Here is a 14,341-nt window from a genome sequence, read left to right as displayed (position 1 = left end):
GTAGACCTCGTGATAGACCCGTTCGACTAAGCTCTCCTTGCTCGGAAAATAGCGGTACAGTAACGGCTGGGTGATTCCCAAGCGCTTGGCCAGCTCCCGGGTTTGACCCTCGAAACCGACTTCTGCGAAGAAGCGGATCGCCCCGTCGACAATCTGGCGCTCGCGCTGCTCCGGCGTGAGCCGCCGCCGTTTGCCTATTTCCGCTTCCACTGCTCCACTCCTTCCGCTAAACCTGCCGCCATTCTCGTCGCCTGCGGATGCGACTACAAGAGCATTGACATCGATCCACCGGCCGCCTCATAGTTAATCAATCGATAAATTGCGGCGACACTACCCGTTGCCGCCAATGAACTGCCGGAGGAGACGAAGACGTGAAGTCGCCGCAATTCGACTATGTACGGCCGGGTTCGCTGGACCAAGTGCTGGCCCTGTTGGCCGAGCACGGGGATGAGGCCCAGGTGCTCGCCGGCGGCCAAAGCCTAGTGCCCACCATGAACATGCGCCTGGCCGCCCCGCGCGTGCTGGTGGATGTGAACCACGTCCCCGGTCTGGCTGGTGTCGAGCTGCGCGGCAAATGGCTGCGCATTGGTGCGCTGACCCGCCACGCAGAAATGGTGCGCTCGCCGGAGGTGGCTCGTCACGCCCCTCTGCTAGCCCGTGCGGCGCCCTACATCGCCCACGAGGCAATCCGCAATCGCGGCACCTTCGGCGGTAGCGTCGCCACCGCTGACCCCGCCTCGGAGTGGCCGGCCTGTTGCCTGACCCTGGGGGCGCGCATTCACCTGGCCAGCCGCAAAGGCACCCGAACCCTCCCGGCGGAGGATTTCTTCGAGGGCGTCTACCAGACCGCCATCGAGCCCCACGAGCTGATCACACACGTGGAGGTACCGGCGGCTGACGACGGCATGCTCTACGGCTTCGACGAACTAGCCCGGCGCAAGGGCGATTACGCCATCGTCGGACTAGCCGCCCAGGCACGGATCGGCGCCAAGGGCCCCATGAAACTGCTGCGGCGCAACGACCAGCGTCTGTACGAGGTAAGGCTGGGCTTCTTTGGTGTGGCCGAGACCCCGGTACTGGCCCCGCAGGCCGCCGCCGCCCTGGAGGGCCGGCCCCTGGGCGCCGAGTCCATCCAGGCTGCTCAGTCAGCCCTGGCCGATGATCTCCAGCCCCTGAGCGATCTCTACACCTCAGCCGAGGTCAAGACCCACATGACTCGCGTGCTCCTTGGCCGAGTGCTGCACGCATTGAGCGGAGACCATAGCGCATGAGCGACACCAACTACGAGCTCAACCTGACCGTTAACAGCGAACGTGTCAGCTGCCGTGTCAGTCCGCGACTTTCCTTGGCCGACTTTCTACGCGAGGAGCTGCACTTGACCGGCACCCACGTCGGCTGTGAACAGGGCGCCTGCGGCGCTTGCACCGTGCGCTACAACGGTGACCAAGTGCGCGCCTGCCTGATGTATGCCGTGCAGGCCGAAGGGGCGGAGATCGAGACCGTCGAGGGTATTACCGAGAGCGGCGAACTGGCCGTCCTGCAGGAAGCCTTCCACCGCAACAATGCCCTGCAGTGCGGCTTCTGCACGCCAGGCATGCTGATAGCCGCCGCCGACCTGCTCAAGCACAACCCCAACCCGGACCGCGAGCAGATCCGCGCCGGGATATCCGGCAACTACTGCCGCTGCACCGGCTACCACTCCATTGTCGACGCCGTGGCCGAAACCGGTAGCGGCAGCACCAAGGAGGCTGCGCAATGAGCGAAAAACCTCACTTGAGCGTCCTGGACCGCCCGAACAGCTATATCGGCCGCAGCGTGCCGCGGCCCAATGCCCGCCGACTGCTGGCGGGCCGCGGTCAGTATCCCTCCGACGTCAGCCTACCGCGCATGGTCCACGTGGCCTTTGCCCGCAGCCCCTTTGCCCACGCCCGCATCACCCGCATCGACACCGAGGCAGCCCGTCAAGCGTCCGGAGTGGTGGGGGTGTTCACCGGCGAGGACATTGCCAGGATCTGCCAGCCTGGGTCGGCACCCTGGAACACTTCGCCGGCATGAAGTCCGCGCCACAGTACCCGCTGGCACACAAGGTGGCCCGCTGGCAGGGTGAGCCGGTGGTAGCAGTGGTGGCCCAGACCCGCGCCCTTGCCGAGGACGCGCTGGAACTGCTGCTCATCGACTACGAGGAACTGCCCGCGGTCACCGACCCGGAGACCGCCCTGGACCCGGACACGCCATTGATCCACCCGGAGTTGGGCGACAACCTCGTTTTCGGCAGCACGGTGGAGGCTGGCGACATCAAGCGTGCCTTCGCTGAGGCGGACTTGGTGGTGGAAGACGAGTTCCACTTCGGCCGTCATACCGGGGTGACCCTGGAGCCTCGGGTGGTAGTGGCCGACTATGACCCCAGCGAGGAGCGGCTGACCGCTTATCACGGCACTCAGACGCCTTATCAGATGCAGGACGTCTATGCCCGCCACCTCGGCTTGGCCGAGGAGAACGTGCGGGTGGTGGTGAAGGACATCGGGGGTGCCTTCGGCATCAAGCTCCACGTCTACGGCGAGGAAATGACCACCTGCGCGCTGAGCATGCTGCTCAAACGCCCGGTGAAGTGGTTGGCGGACCGGTTGGAATCCTTCGTCAGCGACATTCACGCCCGCGACCACCGGGTGCGTGCTCGGCTGGCTCTGACCAAGGACGGCGGCATCCTCGGTTATGACGTGGACGACCTCACCGGCGTCGGGGCTTACTCCGTGTATCCGCGCACTAGCGCGGTGGAGGGCAACCAAGTTATCAAGCTGGTGGGTGCCCCATACACTCAGCAGCACTACCGGGCGGAGCTCAAGGTAGTGCTGCAGAACAAGAACGTCATGAGCCAGTACCGGGCGGTGGGCCACCCCATCGCCTTCACCGTCACCGAGGCATTGGTGGACAAGGCTGCTGCCGAGCTGGGGTTGGACCCAGCGGAACTGCGCGCCCGCAACTATGTCCCCGACGACGCCTATCCCTACAAGACCGCCAGCGGTTTCACCTATGAAGGGCTGTCTCTGCAGCGCTCGCTGGAGAAGCTCAAGGAGATGATCGGCTATCCGGGGTTGCGCGAGGAGCAGAGGGAGCTCCGGGAAAAGGGGGTCTACCGTGGCATCGGCATTGCGACCTTTGTTGAAATCACCGCCCCTGGGCCGGCCTTCTACGGGGTCGGCGGCGCCCGCATTTCCTCCCAGGACGGCTGCTCAATGAAGCTCGAGCCTTCGGGCAAGGTGCAACTCGCGATAAGCGTCAACGAACTCGGCCAGGGCACCGAGACCATTGTCGCCCAGATCGCCGCGACCGAACTCGGCATCGCCATGGAGGACATTCGCGTCGTCACCGGTGACACCGGCGCGACCCCCTACGGAGGCGCCGCCTGGGCCTCCCGGGGAGCGGCCATCGGCGGCGAAGTCACCGTACGGGCCGCCCGGGCACTGCGCGACAACATTCTGGAGGTGGCTGGGGCTGCCCTGCAGACATCCCCGTCAGAGCTCGATCTGCGCAACGGTCTGGTGGTCAGCCGCGAGGATGACGAGGAACGGATCAGCCTCGCCGAGGTTTGCCGGATCGCCTACTTTCGCAGTGACACCCTGCCCCCAGGATTCCAGCCCCAGCTCTCGGTGGTGCGCCACTACTCGCCACAGGGCCTGCCTTTTGCCTTCACCAACGGCGTGCACGCCTCCTATGTGGAAGTCGACGTGGATACCGGCCTGGTGCGGCTGCTTAACCACTGGGTGGTGGAGGACTGCGGCCGGGTGTTGAACCCGAAGCTGGTGGACGAACAGGCCCGCGGCGGCGTCGCGCAGGGCATCGGCATGGCCCTGTTCGAGGAGTGCCTGTACAGCGCCGACGGCCAGCTCACAAACGGCAGCCTTGCGGATTACCTTGTGCCGCTGTCCTCTGAGCTGCCCGACATAGAGGTGGCCCACATAGAGACCCCCAGCCAGTACTCGGAGATCGGCGCCAAAGGCGCCGGTGAGGCCGGCACTGCCGCCTCACCGGCAGCGATCATGAATGCCGTGAACGACGCGATCGCCCCGTTGGGCGGACGGGTTACCGCCATGCCCATGACTCCCGAGCGCATTCTGCGCAGCCTCAAACGCATCTAGCGCCAACGCGGAGCGCCACCGGTAAGAGCAACCGTGGCCTGCCCCATTGGCAACCAGCTGGAGAGCTGATCATGCAGCATCTGGACCTGAAGGTCATCGAAGGCGCCCTGGCCTGGGCCCGGGAGGGAGAAACGCTGTGGCTTTGCACCGTACTTGCCACCTTCGGCTCCTCGCCCCGGGAACCCGGCTCCTGGCTGGTGGCGCGTCGGGACGGTCGGCATGTCGGATCGCTCTCCGGCGGCTGTGTCGAGGAGGACTTCCTCGCCCGACTGCGCGACGGCGAATTCGATCGTCCGGTGTCCACCTTGCGCTATGGAGACCCCGAGGGCCCGCGAGGCCCTCGGATCCGCCTACCCTGTGGAGGCATCCTGGAAGTACTCATCGAGCGACTCCCGCCGAATGCCACCACCCTGGCGCACTACGAAGCGCTACACCAGGCATTGGTGGGTCGCCGCCATCTGGTTCGCTGCGTCGATCCGACCAGCGGGGATGTACATTGTCTCGATGACCAGGGCGTGGGGCCGCGGGTCGTGCGGGATAGCGAGGGGGGCATGATACATATGCGCGTCGGGCCGACGGCCCGGCTGATCATCGCCGGTATTTCGCCGGTTTCTTTGGCCTGCGCCGAGTTTGCTCGTGCTCTGGGCTTTGAGGTGATCGTGTGCGACCCCCGCGAGGAGGTTTGCCTCGACTTCAAAGTGCCCGGTGTTGAGTTGCGCCCGGAACTGCCCTCGCTGCACATCGCCTCGGGCGCCTGCCATGCGGCCACTGCCGTGGTGGCCCTGACTCACGACCCGCGCATCGACGACCTGGCCATGATCGAGGCGGTGCGAACGCCCGCCTTTTACATCGGGGTGATGGGCTCGCAGCGGACTTCCGAGGCGCGCGCTGAGCGTCTGCGCCGTTCCGGCGGCCTGACCGACGACGATATCGACCGCCTGCACATGCCGATCGGCCTGTCGCTTGGCAGCAAGACGCCCGCCGAGATCGCTTTGGCAGTGATGGCTGATATCCTGCGCGTGCAGCGTGGTAGAACTCGCGATACGCTCTAAGCGTCTCGGGGTTGGAGTCGCCGATGCGTCGGACCGGAACTGAAGCGACTCCTGCAAGATGGTAATTGCCTGCAGTGGCAAGAAAAATCAGCTGTCGCAGCGCTCGGTTGGGTGCTCCGAGTTCCCATCGCGACTGGCGCCGCCAGGCGCATTGGCGGAGGTTGTCGTGGTTGGCAGTGATCGCCAGCGCTGGCAACACCGCCGGGGAGGCCTTCGGCCTCCAGTCGTGAGCTGAAGCTACTCCAACAGTGCGGTAGTCTCCGACCTTGTTGGAGCGCTGCTCCGCATCGCGACTGGCGCCGTCAGGCGCCTCGGCGGAGGTTGCCGTGATTGGCAGTGATCGCCAACGCCGGCAACACCGCCGGGAGTCCTTCGGCCTCCAGTCGCCGATGCGTCGGACCGGAGCTGAAGTTTCCTCCGACAGCGGTGTGGCACCGTCGGTGGAAAGAGTCGCTGTTGGAGCGCTGGTTTCCATCGCGACTGGCGCCGCAGGCGCCGCGGCGGAGGCTGCCGAGGTCAGTGGTGATCGGCAGCGTCGCCCAACAATCTGCCGGTGTTTACTTCGCCGTCGGCATAACGAACTCGGCGCCCTTGGCGATACTCTCAGGCCAGCGCTGCATGATTGACTTCTGCTTGGTGTAGAAACGCACGCCCTCTTCACCGTAGGCATGCATGTCGCCGAACAAGCTCTTCTTCCAGCCGCCAAAGCCGTGCCAGGCCATCGGTACCGGGATCGGCACGTTGATGCCGACCATGCCAACCTCGATCCGACGGCCAAACTCGCGGGCAACGTTGCCGTCGCGGGTATAGCAGGCGACGCCGTTGCCAAACTCGTGGGCATTGACCAGGTCCACTGCCTCGGCGAAATCCTTCACCCGCACGCAGGCCAGCACCGGTCCGAATATCTCCTCCTTGTAGATGCGCATCTCCGGGGTGACGTGATCAAACAGCGTTCCGCCGATCCAGAAGCCGCCCTCGTGGCCGGGCACCGTGAAGGGGTTGCCGTCGGCGTCAATGCGGCCGTCAACCAGCAGCTCGGCGCCGCTCTGCGCGCCGTCCTCGATATAGTCCTGAATTCGCTCCAGCGCCTGACGGGTGACGATGGGCCCCATCTCGCGTCGAGTTCCATGCCGTTCTTGATCTTGAGTTGCTTTGTCCGCTCGGCCAGCTTAGGCATGATCTTGTCGGCGACATCCCCCACTAGCACCGCCACCGAGATGGCCATGCAGCGTTCGCCAGCAGAGCCGTAGGCGGCGCCGATCAGACCGTCGACCGCTTGGTCGAGGTCGGCGTCGGGCATCACAACCATGTGGTTCTTCGCGCCGCCCAACGCCTGCACGCGCTTACCTTGTTCGGCGCCGCGCCGGTAGATGTAGTGCGCGATCGGAGTGGAGCCGACGAAGCTCGCTGCTTTCACGTCAGGGTGGTCGATCAGCGCGTCGACGGCGACCTTATCACCTTGGATGACGTTGAAGACGCCGTCGGGTAACCCGGCCTGCTTGAATAGCTCAGCCATGTACAGCGCAGCCGAGGGGTCGCGCTCACTAGGCTTGAGCACGAAGGTGTTACCGCAGGCGATGGCTACGGGAAACATCCAGCAGGGGACCATCACCGGAAAGTTGAACGGGGTGATGCCGGCGACCACGCCCAGGGGCTGGCGCAGCGTCCAGTTGTCAATACCGGTGGAGACTTGGTCGGTGAAGTCGGTCTTGAGCAGCTGTGGGATGCCCAGGGCGAACTCCACGATATCGATACCGCGGGTCACCTCACCCTGGCGTCGGTGAACACCTTGCCGTGCTCGTGGGTGAGGATCTCGGCCAACTGGTCGCGGTGCTCGTTGAGCAGGGCCAGGAAGTTGTTGAGGATGCGGCTGCGGCGAATAGGCGGAAGCTTCGCCCAGCCCGGCAGAGCAGCCTTGGCGCTGTCGACCGCAGCCTCGACGTCTTGCACGCTGCCCAGTGCCACCTTGCGGCTTACCTCGCCGGTGGCCGGGTTGAACACGTCTTGGGTGCGCTCACCGGTGCTCGGCGCCACGCGGCCACCGATCCAGTGATGAGCGACGTCACTCAGTACGATCTGCGAGGGGGTGTTGGAAACGCCCATGAATTCGACTCCGTTTGCGATAGGTTCGGGTTTCAGCCTAGGGAGGGGAGACTTGCTTTACAATCGCGAATAGTTGACTACACTGTTCACTTTACTGAACAATTGGCTGTGAGCCATGACCAAGATGTGCCATGTCTGCCCGAAATAATTCCGCACCTCTCGATGACTTGTATCTATTGACCGTGCTGGCCCAGGCGCGCAGCTTTACCAAAGCGGCGCGCCGTCTTGGCGTCTCGAAGGCCTCGGTAAGCACCCGTATCGCCAACCTTGAGCGTGCCGTCGGCGTGCCGCTGGTGCGCCGGACCACCCGCTCAGTGGTGCTCACCGACGCCGGGCTGCAACTGGTGGAGGACATTGAGCCCTCTTTCGTCCGCATCGAACAGAGCCTCTCCAGCGTCAAGGACCTTGCCGGCAACCCGCGCGGCCTGCTGCGGGTGAGTGCCCCGGTGGCGCTGGGGCGACAGCGTGTCGCCCCAATGCTGCCGGCCTTCCTGCAGCGCTTCCCGGAGATCAGGCTTGAGCTCGACCTCTCCGACCGCTTCGTCAACCTCGCCCAGGAGGGCTTCGATCTGGCTATCCGCCACGCTCAGGCTGCGCCGGAGACCCACGTGGCGTGGGTCCTGCGAGAGTCGCGCTCTCTACTGGTCGCCAGTCACGATTATCTGGAGCGCCACGGCGTGCCCCGGCACCCGGCGGACCTGAGCCGCCACGAGTGCTTGATGTATCTGCGTGACGGCAGCACCCAGAGCTGGAGCTTCGAGCGCGAGGCCGGCCGTAAGCGCGGCGAGCGGGTCGGTGTGCCGGTTAGCGGGCGCTTCAAGGCCAACAACAGCGAGGTGCTCCGAGAGGCGGTGCTGGGTGGTTTGGGCATCGGTTTGTTGCCGGACTTCACCGCCGTGGATGAGCTCCGGCCCGGGCGGCTGGCGCAGGTGCTGCCGGACTGGAAGCCGGTTGGCTTCTTCGGCGATCAGTTGTTTGCGATCCGGCCATGGACGCGGCAGGTACCGCGACCGGTGCAATGCCTGGTCGATCACTTGCGCCAGGGCTTCAATAGCGTGGCCCTCCAGGATAGAACCGTCGCGCCGCGATGATCTCACTGACCGACTGCCTCCAGCATGACAGACCCATCCTCAGTCGTTAGGTCAGGCCGTTTCAGGACGTTCTGAGATGGCCTGCTTGAATTTATCGACCGATTAACAGATCATCTGATCAATGCCAAGACAAGAGGCGCCAGCCTGGGTGGAGCGTCCTAGAGGAGCGAGGATAGGATCTCTCGGCAATTTACTGCATTGCCAGGTCAGTCGAGCCGGTGGTAGGTCCTCCGGGGGATAATCGCTTCTCCCTTGCCGAGGCAGAAGGTAGCGTCCCGTGTGACGATCGTCTGCAACTGTAGGAGATAAGATAACAATGAAACTATTCAAAGCCGGCCTTGCCGGTGCTCTTGCCCTGAGTGTGGGTCTGGCAAGCACGAATGCCGTCGCGACAGAACGCATCACCGTCAACATCGGTTCAAGCCACCCGGTTCAGAATATCTGGGTATGGGCGATGAACAATGTCTTCCAGCCCGAGGTAGACCGCATTCTGGAAGAGCAGGGTGGAGACTATGAAATCCGCTGGCGCGAGAACTACGGCGGCACCCTGTATAAGTTTTCCGAGACCCGCAGGGCGGTGAAGGACGGCATCGTCGACGTTGGCATGATCGGCACCGTGTGGGAGGAGTCCGACTTGCCGTTGCAGAATGTCACCTACTACACCCCGTTCGCCACTGACGATCACAAGCTGATCATCAAGATTTTCGACGACCTTAGCCAGAACCTGCCGGAACTGCGCGACAGTTGGCACAGGGAGAATCTGGTGCATCTGTCGACGCTGGTAACCGACAGCTACGACATCTACGGCACTAGCCAAATCAAGTCGCTGGACGACATCAATAACATGCGCCTGAACGCCCCCGGTACCTCCGCCAACTGGCTCAAGGGCACTGGTGCCATCCCCGTCGAGGGTGGCCTGACCACCTACTACACCAACATCCAGACCGGTGTCACCGAGGGCACCCTGTCCTTCGCCAGCGGCATCGGCCCGGCTCGGGTGCAAGAGGTCGCACCGGAACTGACCCGCATCGGCTTCGGCTCCATGGCCTTTGGTGCCGTGGCCGTCAACAAGCGCTTCTTCGACGGTCTGCCGGAGGAGGTCCAGGCCGCGTTCCGCGAGGCCGGCGGGATTATGTCCGAGCGTCACGGCGAGCACGTCACCAAGACCTCCGAGGAGTGGCTGGCCAAGATGCAGGAAGAGGGTCTGGAAATCCACGAACTGCCGGCCACCGAGAAGCAGCGCTGGGTGGAAGGCCTGCCGAACCTGGCCGGCCCGTGGCTGGAGGCCAATGGCGAGGATGCCGAGGTGGTCCTGAAGGCCTACTTCGACAAGCTGCGCGAGAACGGCGTCGAGCCGTTGCGCGCCTGGGACTCAGTCGTCCGCTAAGCCGACCGCGGCACTAAGGCCGCGCCGGCCGGCGCGGCCTTTCTCCAAGTCATGATACGAGGCTTGTCATGAGCATCACGCGTAAAACAACACCATCCGGTGTCGGCTGGTTCGTTCGCCTTGCCGACCTGTTGGCCGCCCTCGGTACTTTCTGGATATTCGTCCTGATGAGCCTGGTAGTGGCGGATGTCGCCGGGCGCAACTTTTTCGACACGCCGCTGACGGGTTTCGCCGAGTTCGCCGGGCTGTCCGTGGCGGCCATCGTCTTCCTGCAACTGGGAGCCGGCATCATCGGCGGCCGCATGACCCGGGCCGGCTTCTTGATCGACATAATCGGCCGCCGCCTGCCCCGGCTGCGGCTGGCGCTGGATGTGGTATATGCCTGGTGGGCTGCGTCATCTTCGCGCTGCTGACCTACGTCGCCTGGCCGGAGCTGGTGCAGTCCTGGCAGAGCAACGAGTTCTACGGCGTGCGCGGCCTCTACATGATCCCGGGCTGGCCCTTCCGCGCCCTGGCGGTGATCGGGGCGGCGATGGCTACCCTGGCCTACCTGTTATTGATTCCGGCCCTGCTACGCCAAAAACCGGCCGATACAACGAGGGCTTCCTGATGAGCGATCTCGGCCTTACCGCCCTGGTGATCGGCTCACTTGTCCTGCTGGTGCTGATGGGGATGCATATCGCCGTGGCCCTGCTAACAGTGGCCTTCGTCGGAATATGGGTCATCCGGGGCAATTTCGACTTGGCCCTACAGATGATGTACATGTCGGCTTATAGCGGCATATCCAGCTACATCTTCGCCACCATCCCATTATTTGTCCTGATGGGCTTATTGGTTAGTATCTCCAATATCGGAAAGGACACCTTCGACGTCGCTGAGACGCTGCTGCGGCGCGTAGCCGGCGGCCTGGGCGTGGCCACAGTGGCGGCGAACACGGTGTTTGCGGCCGTAACCGGCGTTTCCATCGCCTCCGCGGCGGTGTTCACCAAGGTCGCGGTCCCCGAGATGGCCCGCCATGGCTACCGCAAGGCCTTCGCCGCCGGCACTGTGGCGGGTAGCTCGGTCCTGGGTATGCTGGTGCCGCCGAGTCTGCTACTTATCGTCTACGGCGTGCTGGCCGAGGAGTCCATCGGCAAGCTGTTCATCGCCGGGCTAATCCCGGGCATGATCCTGGCGGTCGGTTTCGTGGCGATGATCGTGCTGTTGGCGCTATTCGCCCCGCGTTTCGTGTTCGATTTCGAGCGCCTGCGGGAACTGGGCGATGCCCGGCGGATTCAGCCGGTGCTCACCGGTAAGCAGATGGCGGGCAAGTCGCTGCCCATCCTCATCTTGGTGCTGCTGGTCTTGGGCGGGCTCTATACTGGTCTTTTTACGCCCACCGAGGCGGGCGGCATGGGTGCCTTTGGTGCCTTCGTCATTGCTCTGGCACGGCGCTCGCTGACTCCGCAGCGGATGTGGCAGGTGCTACGCGAGACCGGCGGAGTGTCCATCAGCATCCTGATTCTGTTGATCGCTGCGCTCTTCTACAGCCGTATGCTTGCCATGGCTGGCGTGCCCATGGCCATCTCGGATCTGGTGTTGGACGCCGGCCTGGGCCCCTACGGCTTCCTGGCGCTGTACGTGCTGATTGTGCTGCTGATGGGCATGATCCTGGACTCGACCTCGATTCTGCTGGTGATGACCCCGATCGCTGCCCCGATTGCCCTGAGCTTTGGCTTCGATCTGATCCACTTCGGCATCATCACCGTGATCGCGGTGGAGATCGGCCTGCTGACACCACCATTCGGCATCTCGATCTTCACCGTGAAATCCACGCTCAATGACGAGAGTGTTTCGGTGGAGTCCATCTTCGGCGGGGTACTGCCATACGTCGCGGTGATGCTTGTCGTCCTGGCGCTGATCGCGGCGTTTCCTGCGCTGACTCTAGCTTGGTCTGAACGCGTGCCGGTCGCGAGAGCGGTCATCACCGTCTATCCACCTGGGCGCCGCAGACAACCGGGCGCCGTGTTTTCCGGAGGCCATCGGCCAATGAAACAATCGGTTCCCCTGGACGATTTGGAACTGCTCGGCTGCGCCCTGGATTGGAGTCGCGAGCGCCGCAATGGAGTGCCGCAACACCCGCGTGTCGCGTGCCTGGTACTGGCGGCTGGTGGCTCGCGCCGGATGGGCCGGGCCAACAAGTTGCTACAGCCTTGGCGGGGCGAAGCGCTGGTGCGGCATGCGGTACGCGCGGTGGCGCAAAGTGGTGCAGCACCGGTCTACCTGGTGGTCGGCCACCAGGCTGAGGCCGTCGCCCGGGCGACAGCCGACCTGCCCGTGCTGATCGTCTACAACTCCGACCACGCTGAGGGTCTTTCCAGCAGCCTGCGGGCGGGACTGCGCGCCTTGCCCGACGAGGTCGACGGCGTACTGGTGGCCCTGGGGGACATGCCGCGAGTCAACCCGCGGGATCTACGTCGTCTACAGGACGCCTTCAACCCGGCCGAAGGCCGGGCCATCTGTGTGCCGACCTACCAGGGCAAGCGCGGCAATCCGGTGCTGCTGGGTCGACAGTTATTCGCCGAGCTACAGCGCCTAGAGGGGGACCGGGGCGCAAGGCGCCTGATCGGAGGCCATGAGGACCTGGTAACCGAAGTGGCAGTGGAGGGGGCCGGGGTGCTATTGGATGTGGACACTCCCGCCGCGCTGGAGCAGCTGCGTCGGGACGCGGCTGCCGCCCCCCGAGAGGAGAATTAGGCGAGGCTTTCCACGACCATGAACTGGCCGCTGGCCGCGTCGGCCCGGTAGCTGCGCGCTTCCTGGTAGTCCGGGGAGTTGTAGCAGGCCTGGGCCTGCTCGATGTTGTCAAACTCGATGATCACCACACGTCCAGGGGGCTCGGCGCCCTCTAGGGCCACTTTCCGGCCGCCGCGGGCCAGCGGCCGGCCGCCGAACTTCTCGACCGCCAGCTTGGCACGTTTGGCGTATTCCTGATAAGCCTCAGGGTCGTGAACGTCGACCAGGGCGATCCAATAACCAGCCATAGCTGTTTCCTATAGTGATTGGGGAATAGGAAGTCGTTCCGGCAGATTTCGCTACAGCAACATCAGGGCGCTGGCCGCAGCGGCGGCGAGAACGACGGCTGCGATAACCCAGCCCAGGCGGCCAACGCCTACTGTCGGTTGTGCCGATCTCGGCGCGGTGGCCGCGGTCGACTGGCCGCCGCTGACCTGTTCGACGAAATTGCGGAAGAAGTCGTCCGCGGTCTTGCGGACTACGCCCTGAATCAGCCGGCTGCCCACGCTGGCCAGCTTGCCAGCCACCTCCGCATTGGCGGTGTAGCGCAGCACGGTTTCCTGCGGCCCGCTCTCCTCCAGTTCGACGCGAGCCGAGCCCTTGGCGGAGCCGGCCATGCCGCCCTGGCCCTGGCCGGAGATAGTGTAGCTATGCGGGGCGTTGATATCGGAGAAGTCTACCTGGCCGTTAAACCGGGCCTTGATGGAGCCGATCTTGCTGACGATACGGGCGGTGAAGGCGGTGTCTGATAGCTTGTCCAGGGCCTCACAGCCGGGGATCGACTCCTGCAATACCGCCGGATCATTGAGCGCATCCCAGACCTGCTTTCGTGGTGCGGGGATACGATGCTCGCCTGAAATCTCCATGGGGCGTCCTCCTCGGTCGCATTATTTATCTTATGATAACTAATGGCGATGATAGCGGCTGGAGCGAAAATATCAAGGGGAAGAATGCGACGGGTGCGGGGGGCTCATGCATTAGCCAAGCTGGCTCAGAGCGCAGAGGAAGCATCACACGGTTTTGCACCGTGACACCTCTGTCTCCGCTGTGGAGGATTCGGTGGACGGGACGCGTGGGCATCGCTGGGCTATGCCCATCCTGTGGGAGCTACCGCCGGGGCAGGGTCCGCTGCGCATCGCACTTGGCGAAGTGCCAGCGCAGGGTCACGGGCGTGCCTTCGATGAAGCTGTGAACCACCCGTTCGATATGACCATCGAGGTCCTCCGGGATGGGCAGGTTGTAGATCCACTTGCGAATGGCCAGGTAATAGATCCCGCCATGAAGGTCCCAGGCAAGCTCCAACTCCTCGGGCTGCAGCGGCACCTCGTCGGTGGAAGGCAACCCCGCCACCTCTCGCAGTTCGGTGCATACCGGTACGAACAGCTTGTCCTGGACGATACTCAGGTAACGCTCGGTGATGTTCCCGCCCTTCAGCCCGGAAAACATGAAGATGCGCACCCACTCATAGTTGAAGATCACCCGGGTGTACTCCCGATACAGGGTAACCAGGCGCTCCTCCAGGGGACGGCTTCGGTCGATGATCAGCGCCTCCCAGTGCGGCTGCCAGCGCTTGACGTAGACCTCGTGATAGACCCGTTCGACTAAGCTCTCCTTGCTCGGAAAATAGCGGTACAGTAACGGCTGGGTGATTCCCAAGCGCTTGGCCAGCTCCCGGGTTTGACCCTCGAAACCGACTTCTGCGAAGAAGCGGATCGCCCCGTCGACAATCTGGCGCTCGCGCTGCTCCGGCGTGAGCCGCCGCCGTTTGCCTATTTCCGCTTCCACTGCTCCACTCCT

Annotated in this window: 14 protein-coding genes and 1 pseudogene; 10 read left to right on the top strand and 5 right to left on the bottom strand. The window is 64.0% G+C overall.

The features are described from left to right. The coding region (locus Q427_RS21155; protein ID WP_043517083.1) for a helix-turn-helix domain-containing protein at positions 1 to 210 on the bottom strand (210 nt) is incomplete at its 3' end. Positions 211 to 371: 161 nt separating this feature from the next. Here Q427_RS21155 and Q427_RS21150 point away from each other — a divergent pair. The 5 genes from Q427_RS21150 (at position 372) to Q427_RS21135 (ending at position 5,188) form a co-directional block, all read left to right on the top strand. Beyond that, entirely contained in the window at positions 372 to 1,271 is a 900-nt protein-coding gene (locus tag Q427_RS21150; protein ID WP_043517081.1) for an FAD binding domain-containing protein, read from the top strand. After that, the gene (locus tag Q427_RS21145) at positions 1,268 to 1,759 is read left to right on the top strand and encodes a (2Fe-2S)-binding protein (protein ID WP_043517080.1); all 492 of its coding nucleotides are present in this window, start codon (positions 1,268 to 1,270) and stop codon (positions 1,757 to 1,759) included. The genes Q427_RS21150 and Q427_RS21145 overlap by 4 nt, the downstream gene beginning before the upstream one ends. Further along, complete coding sequence (locus Q427_RS32675) at positions 1,756 to 2,055, top strand: hypothetical protein (RefSeq protein ID WP_197030771.1); 300 nt, start codon at positions 1,756 to 1,758, stop codon at positions 2,053 to 2,055. Before Q427_RS21145 ends, Q427_RS32675 begins: the two co-directional genes overlap by 4 nt. Beyond that, positions 2,052 to 4,136, top strand: coding sequence for a xanthine dehydrogenase family protein molybdopterin-binding subunit (locus Q427_RS21140; protein ID WP_197030770.1), 2,085 nt, complete (start codon positions 2,052 to 2,054; stop codon positions 4,134 to 4,136). The genes Q427_RS32675 and Q427_RS21140 overlap by 4 nt, the downstream gene beginning before the upstream one ends. A gap of 71 nt (positions 4,137 to 4,207) precedes the next feature. Continuing rightward, a complete protein-coding gene (locus Q427_RS21135) occupies positions 4,208 to 5,188 on the top strand; it encodes an XdhC family protein (protein ID WP_043517079.1) in 981 nt (326 codons plus the stop codon). Between the two features lie 557 nt (positions 5,189 to 5,745). Here Q427_RS21135 and Q427_RS21130 read toward each other — a convergent pair. Then, positions 5,746 to 7,291 (bottom strand): annotated as a pseudogene (locus Q427_RS21130) (CoA-acylating methylmalonate-semialdehyde dehydrogenase). A gap of 131 nt (positions 7,292 to 7,422) precedes the next feature. Here Q427_RS21130 and Q427_RS21125 point away from each other — a divergent pair. The 5 genes from Q427_RS21125 (at position 7,423) to Q427_RS30500 (ending at position 12,505) form a co-directional block, all read left to right on the top strand. Then, complete coding sequence (locus Q427_RS21125; protein ID WP_043517078.1) at positions 7,423 to 8,382, top strand: LysR family transcriptional regulator; 960 nt, start codon at positions 7,423 to 7,425, stop codon at positions 8,380 to 8,382. A gap of 316 nt (positions 8,383 to 8,698) precedes the next feature. Next, entirely contained in the window at positions 8,699 to 9,769 is a 1,071-nt protein-coding gene (locus Q427_RS21120) for a C4-dicarboxylate TRAP transporter substrate-binding protein (RefSeq protein ID WP_043517077.1), read from the top strand. A gap of 68 nt (positions 9,770 to 9,837) precedes the next feature. Further along, positions 9,838 to 10,182 carry a TRAP transporter small permease subunit gene (locus tag Q427_RS29285; RefSeq protein ID WP_051496575.1) on the top strand — a complete coding sequence of 115 codons (345 nt, stop codon included), beginning with the start codon at positions 9,838 to 9,840 and terminating at the stop codon, positions 10,180 to 10,182. Beyond that, positions 10,155 to 10,379 (top strand): hypothetical protein, encoded by a 225-nt coding sequence (locus Q427_RS29280; RefSeq protein WP_051496574.1) that lies wholly within the window; start codon positions 10,155 to 10,157, stop codon positions 10,377 to 10,379. The genes Q427_RS29285 and Q427_RS29280 overlap by 28 nt, the downstream gene beginning before the upstream one ends. Beyond that, complete coding sequence (locus Q427_RS30500; protein ID WP_081786134.1) at positions 10,379 to 12,505, top strand: TRAP transporter large permease subunit; 2,127 nt, start codon at positions 10,379 to 10,381, stop codon at positions 12,503 to 12,505. The genes Q427_RS29280 and Q427_RS30500 overlap by 1 nt, the downstream gene beginning before the upstream one ends. On the opposite strand, the gene Q427_RS21105 is transcribed toward Q427_RS30500, so the two are convergent. The 3 genes from Q427_RS21105 to Q427_RS21095 form a co-directional block, all read right to left on the bottom strand. Further along, a complete protein-coding gene (locus Q427_RS21105; RefSeq protein ID WP_043517076.1) occupies positions 12,502 to 12,792 on the bottom strand; it encodes a DUF1330 domain-containing protein in 291 nt (96 codons plus the stop codon). The two genes, Q427_RS30500 and Q427_RS21105, sit on opposite strands and share 4 nt — an antisense overlap. A 51-nt stretch (positions 12,793 to 12,843) precedes the next feature. Next, positions 12,844 to 13,410, bottom strand: coding sequence for a CoxG family protein (locus Q427_RS21100; protein ID WP_081786133.1), 567 nt, complete (start codon positions 13,408 to 13,410; stop codon positions 12,844 to 12,846). A 241-nt stretch (positions 13,411 to 13,651) separates the two neighbouring features. Continuing rightward, on the bottom strand, positions 13,652 to 14,341 hold a 690-nt coding region (locus Q427_RS21095; protein WP_231613830.1), incomplete at its 5' end, for a TetR/AcrR family transcriptional regulator.

Source organism: Halomonas sp. BC04, assembly GCF_000568385.1.
The sequence above is the reverse complement of the archived record's forward strand: the minus strand, read 5'-3'. Positions and strand labels throughout refer to the sequence as shown.

Excerpts from the sequence above, each read along its gene's own strand:
- Q427_RS32675 (WP_197030771.1), top strand. The coding sequence starts at position 1,756 with ATGAGCGAAAAACCTCACTTGAGCGTCCTGGACCGCCCGAACAGCTAT.
- Q427_RS21125 (WP_043517078.1), top strand. The coding sequence starts at position 7,423 with ATGTCTGCCCGAAATAATTCCGCACCTCTCGATGACTTGTATCTATTG.
- Q427_RS21120 (WP_043517077.1), top strand. The coding sequence starts at position 8,699 with ATGAAACTATTCAAAGCCGGCCTTGCCGGTGCTCTTGCCCTGAGTGTG.
- Q427_RS21145 (WP_043517080.1), top strand. The coding sequence starts at position 1,268 with ATGAGCGACACCAACTACGAGCTCAACCTGACCGTTAACAGCGAACGT.
- Q427_RS21100 (WP_081786133.1), bottom strand. The coding sequence starts at position 13,410 with ATGGAGATTTCAGGCGAGCATCGTATCCCCGCACCACGAAAGCAGGTC.
- Q427_RS29285 (WP_051496575.1), top strand. The coding sequence starts at position 9,838 with ATGAGCATCACGCGTAAAACAACACCATCCGGTGTCGGCTGGTTCGTT.
- Q427_RS21135 (WP_043517079.1), top strand. The coding sequence starts at position 4,208 with ATGCAGCATCTGGACCTGAAGGTCATCGAAGGCGCCCTGGCCTGGGCC.
- Q427_RS30500 (WP_081786134.1), top strand. The coding sequence starts at position 10,379 with ATGAGCGATCTCGGCCTTACCGCCCTGGTGATCGGCTCACTTGTCCTG.
- Q427_RS21105 (WP_043517076.1), bottom strand. The coding sequence starts at position 12,792 with ATGGCTGGTTATTGGATCGCCCTGGTCGACGTTCACGACCCTGAGGCT.
- Q427_RS21140 (WP_197030770.1), top strand. The coding sequence starts at position 2,052 with ATGAAGTCCGCGCCACAGTACCCGCTGGCACACAAGGTGGCCCGCTGG.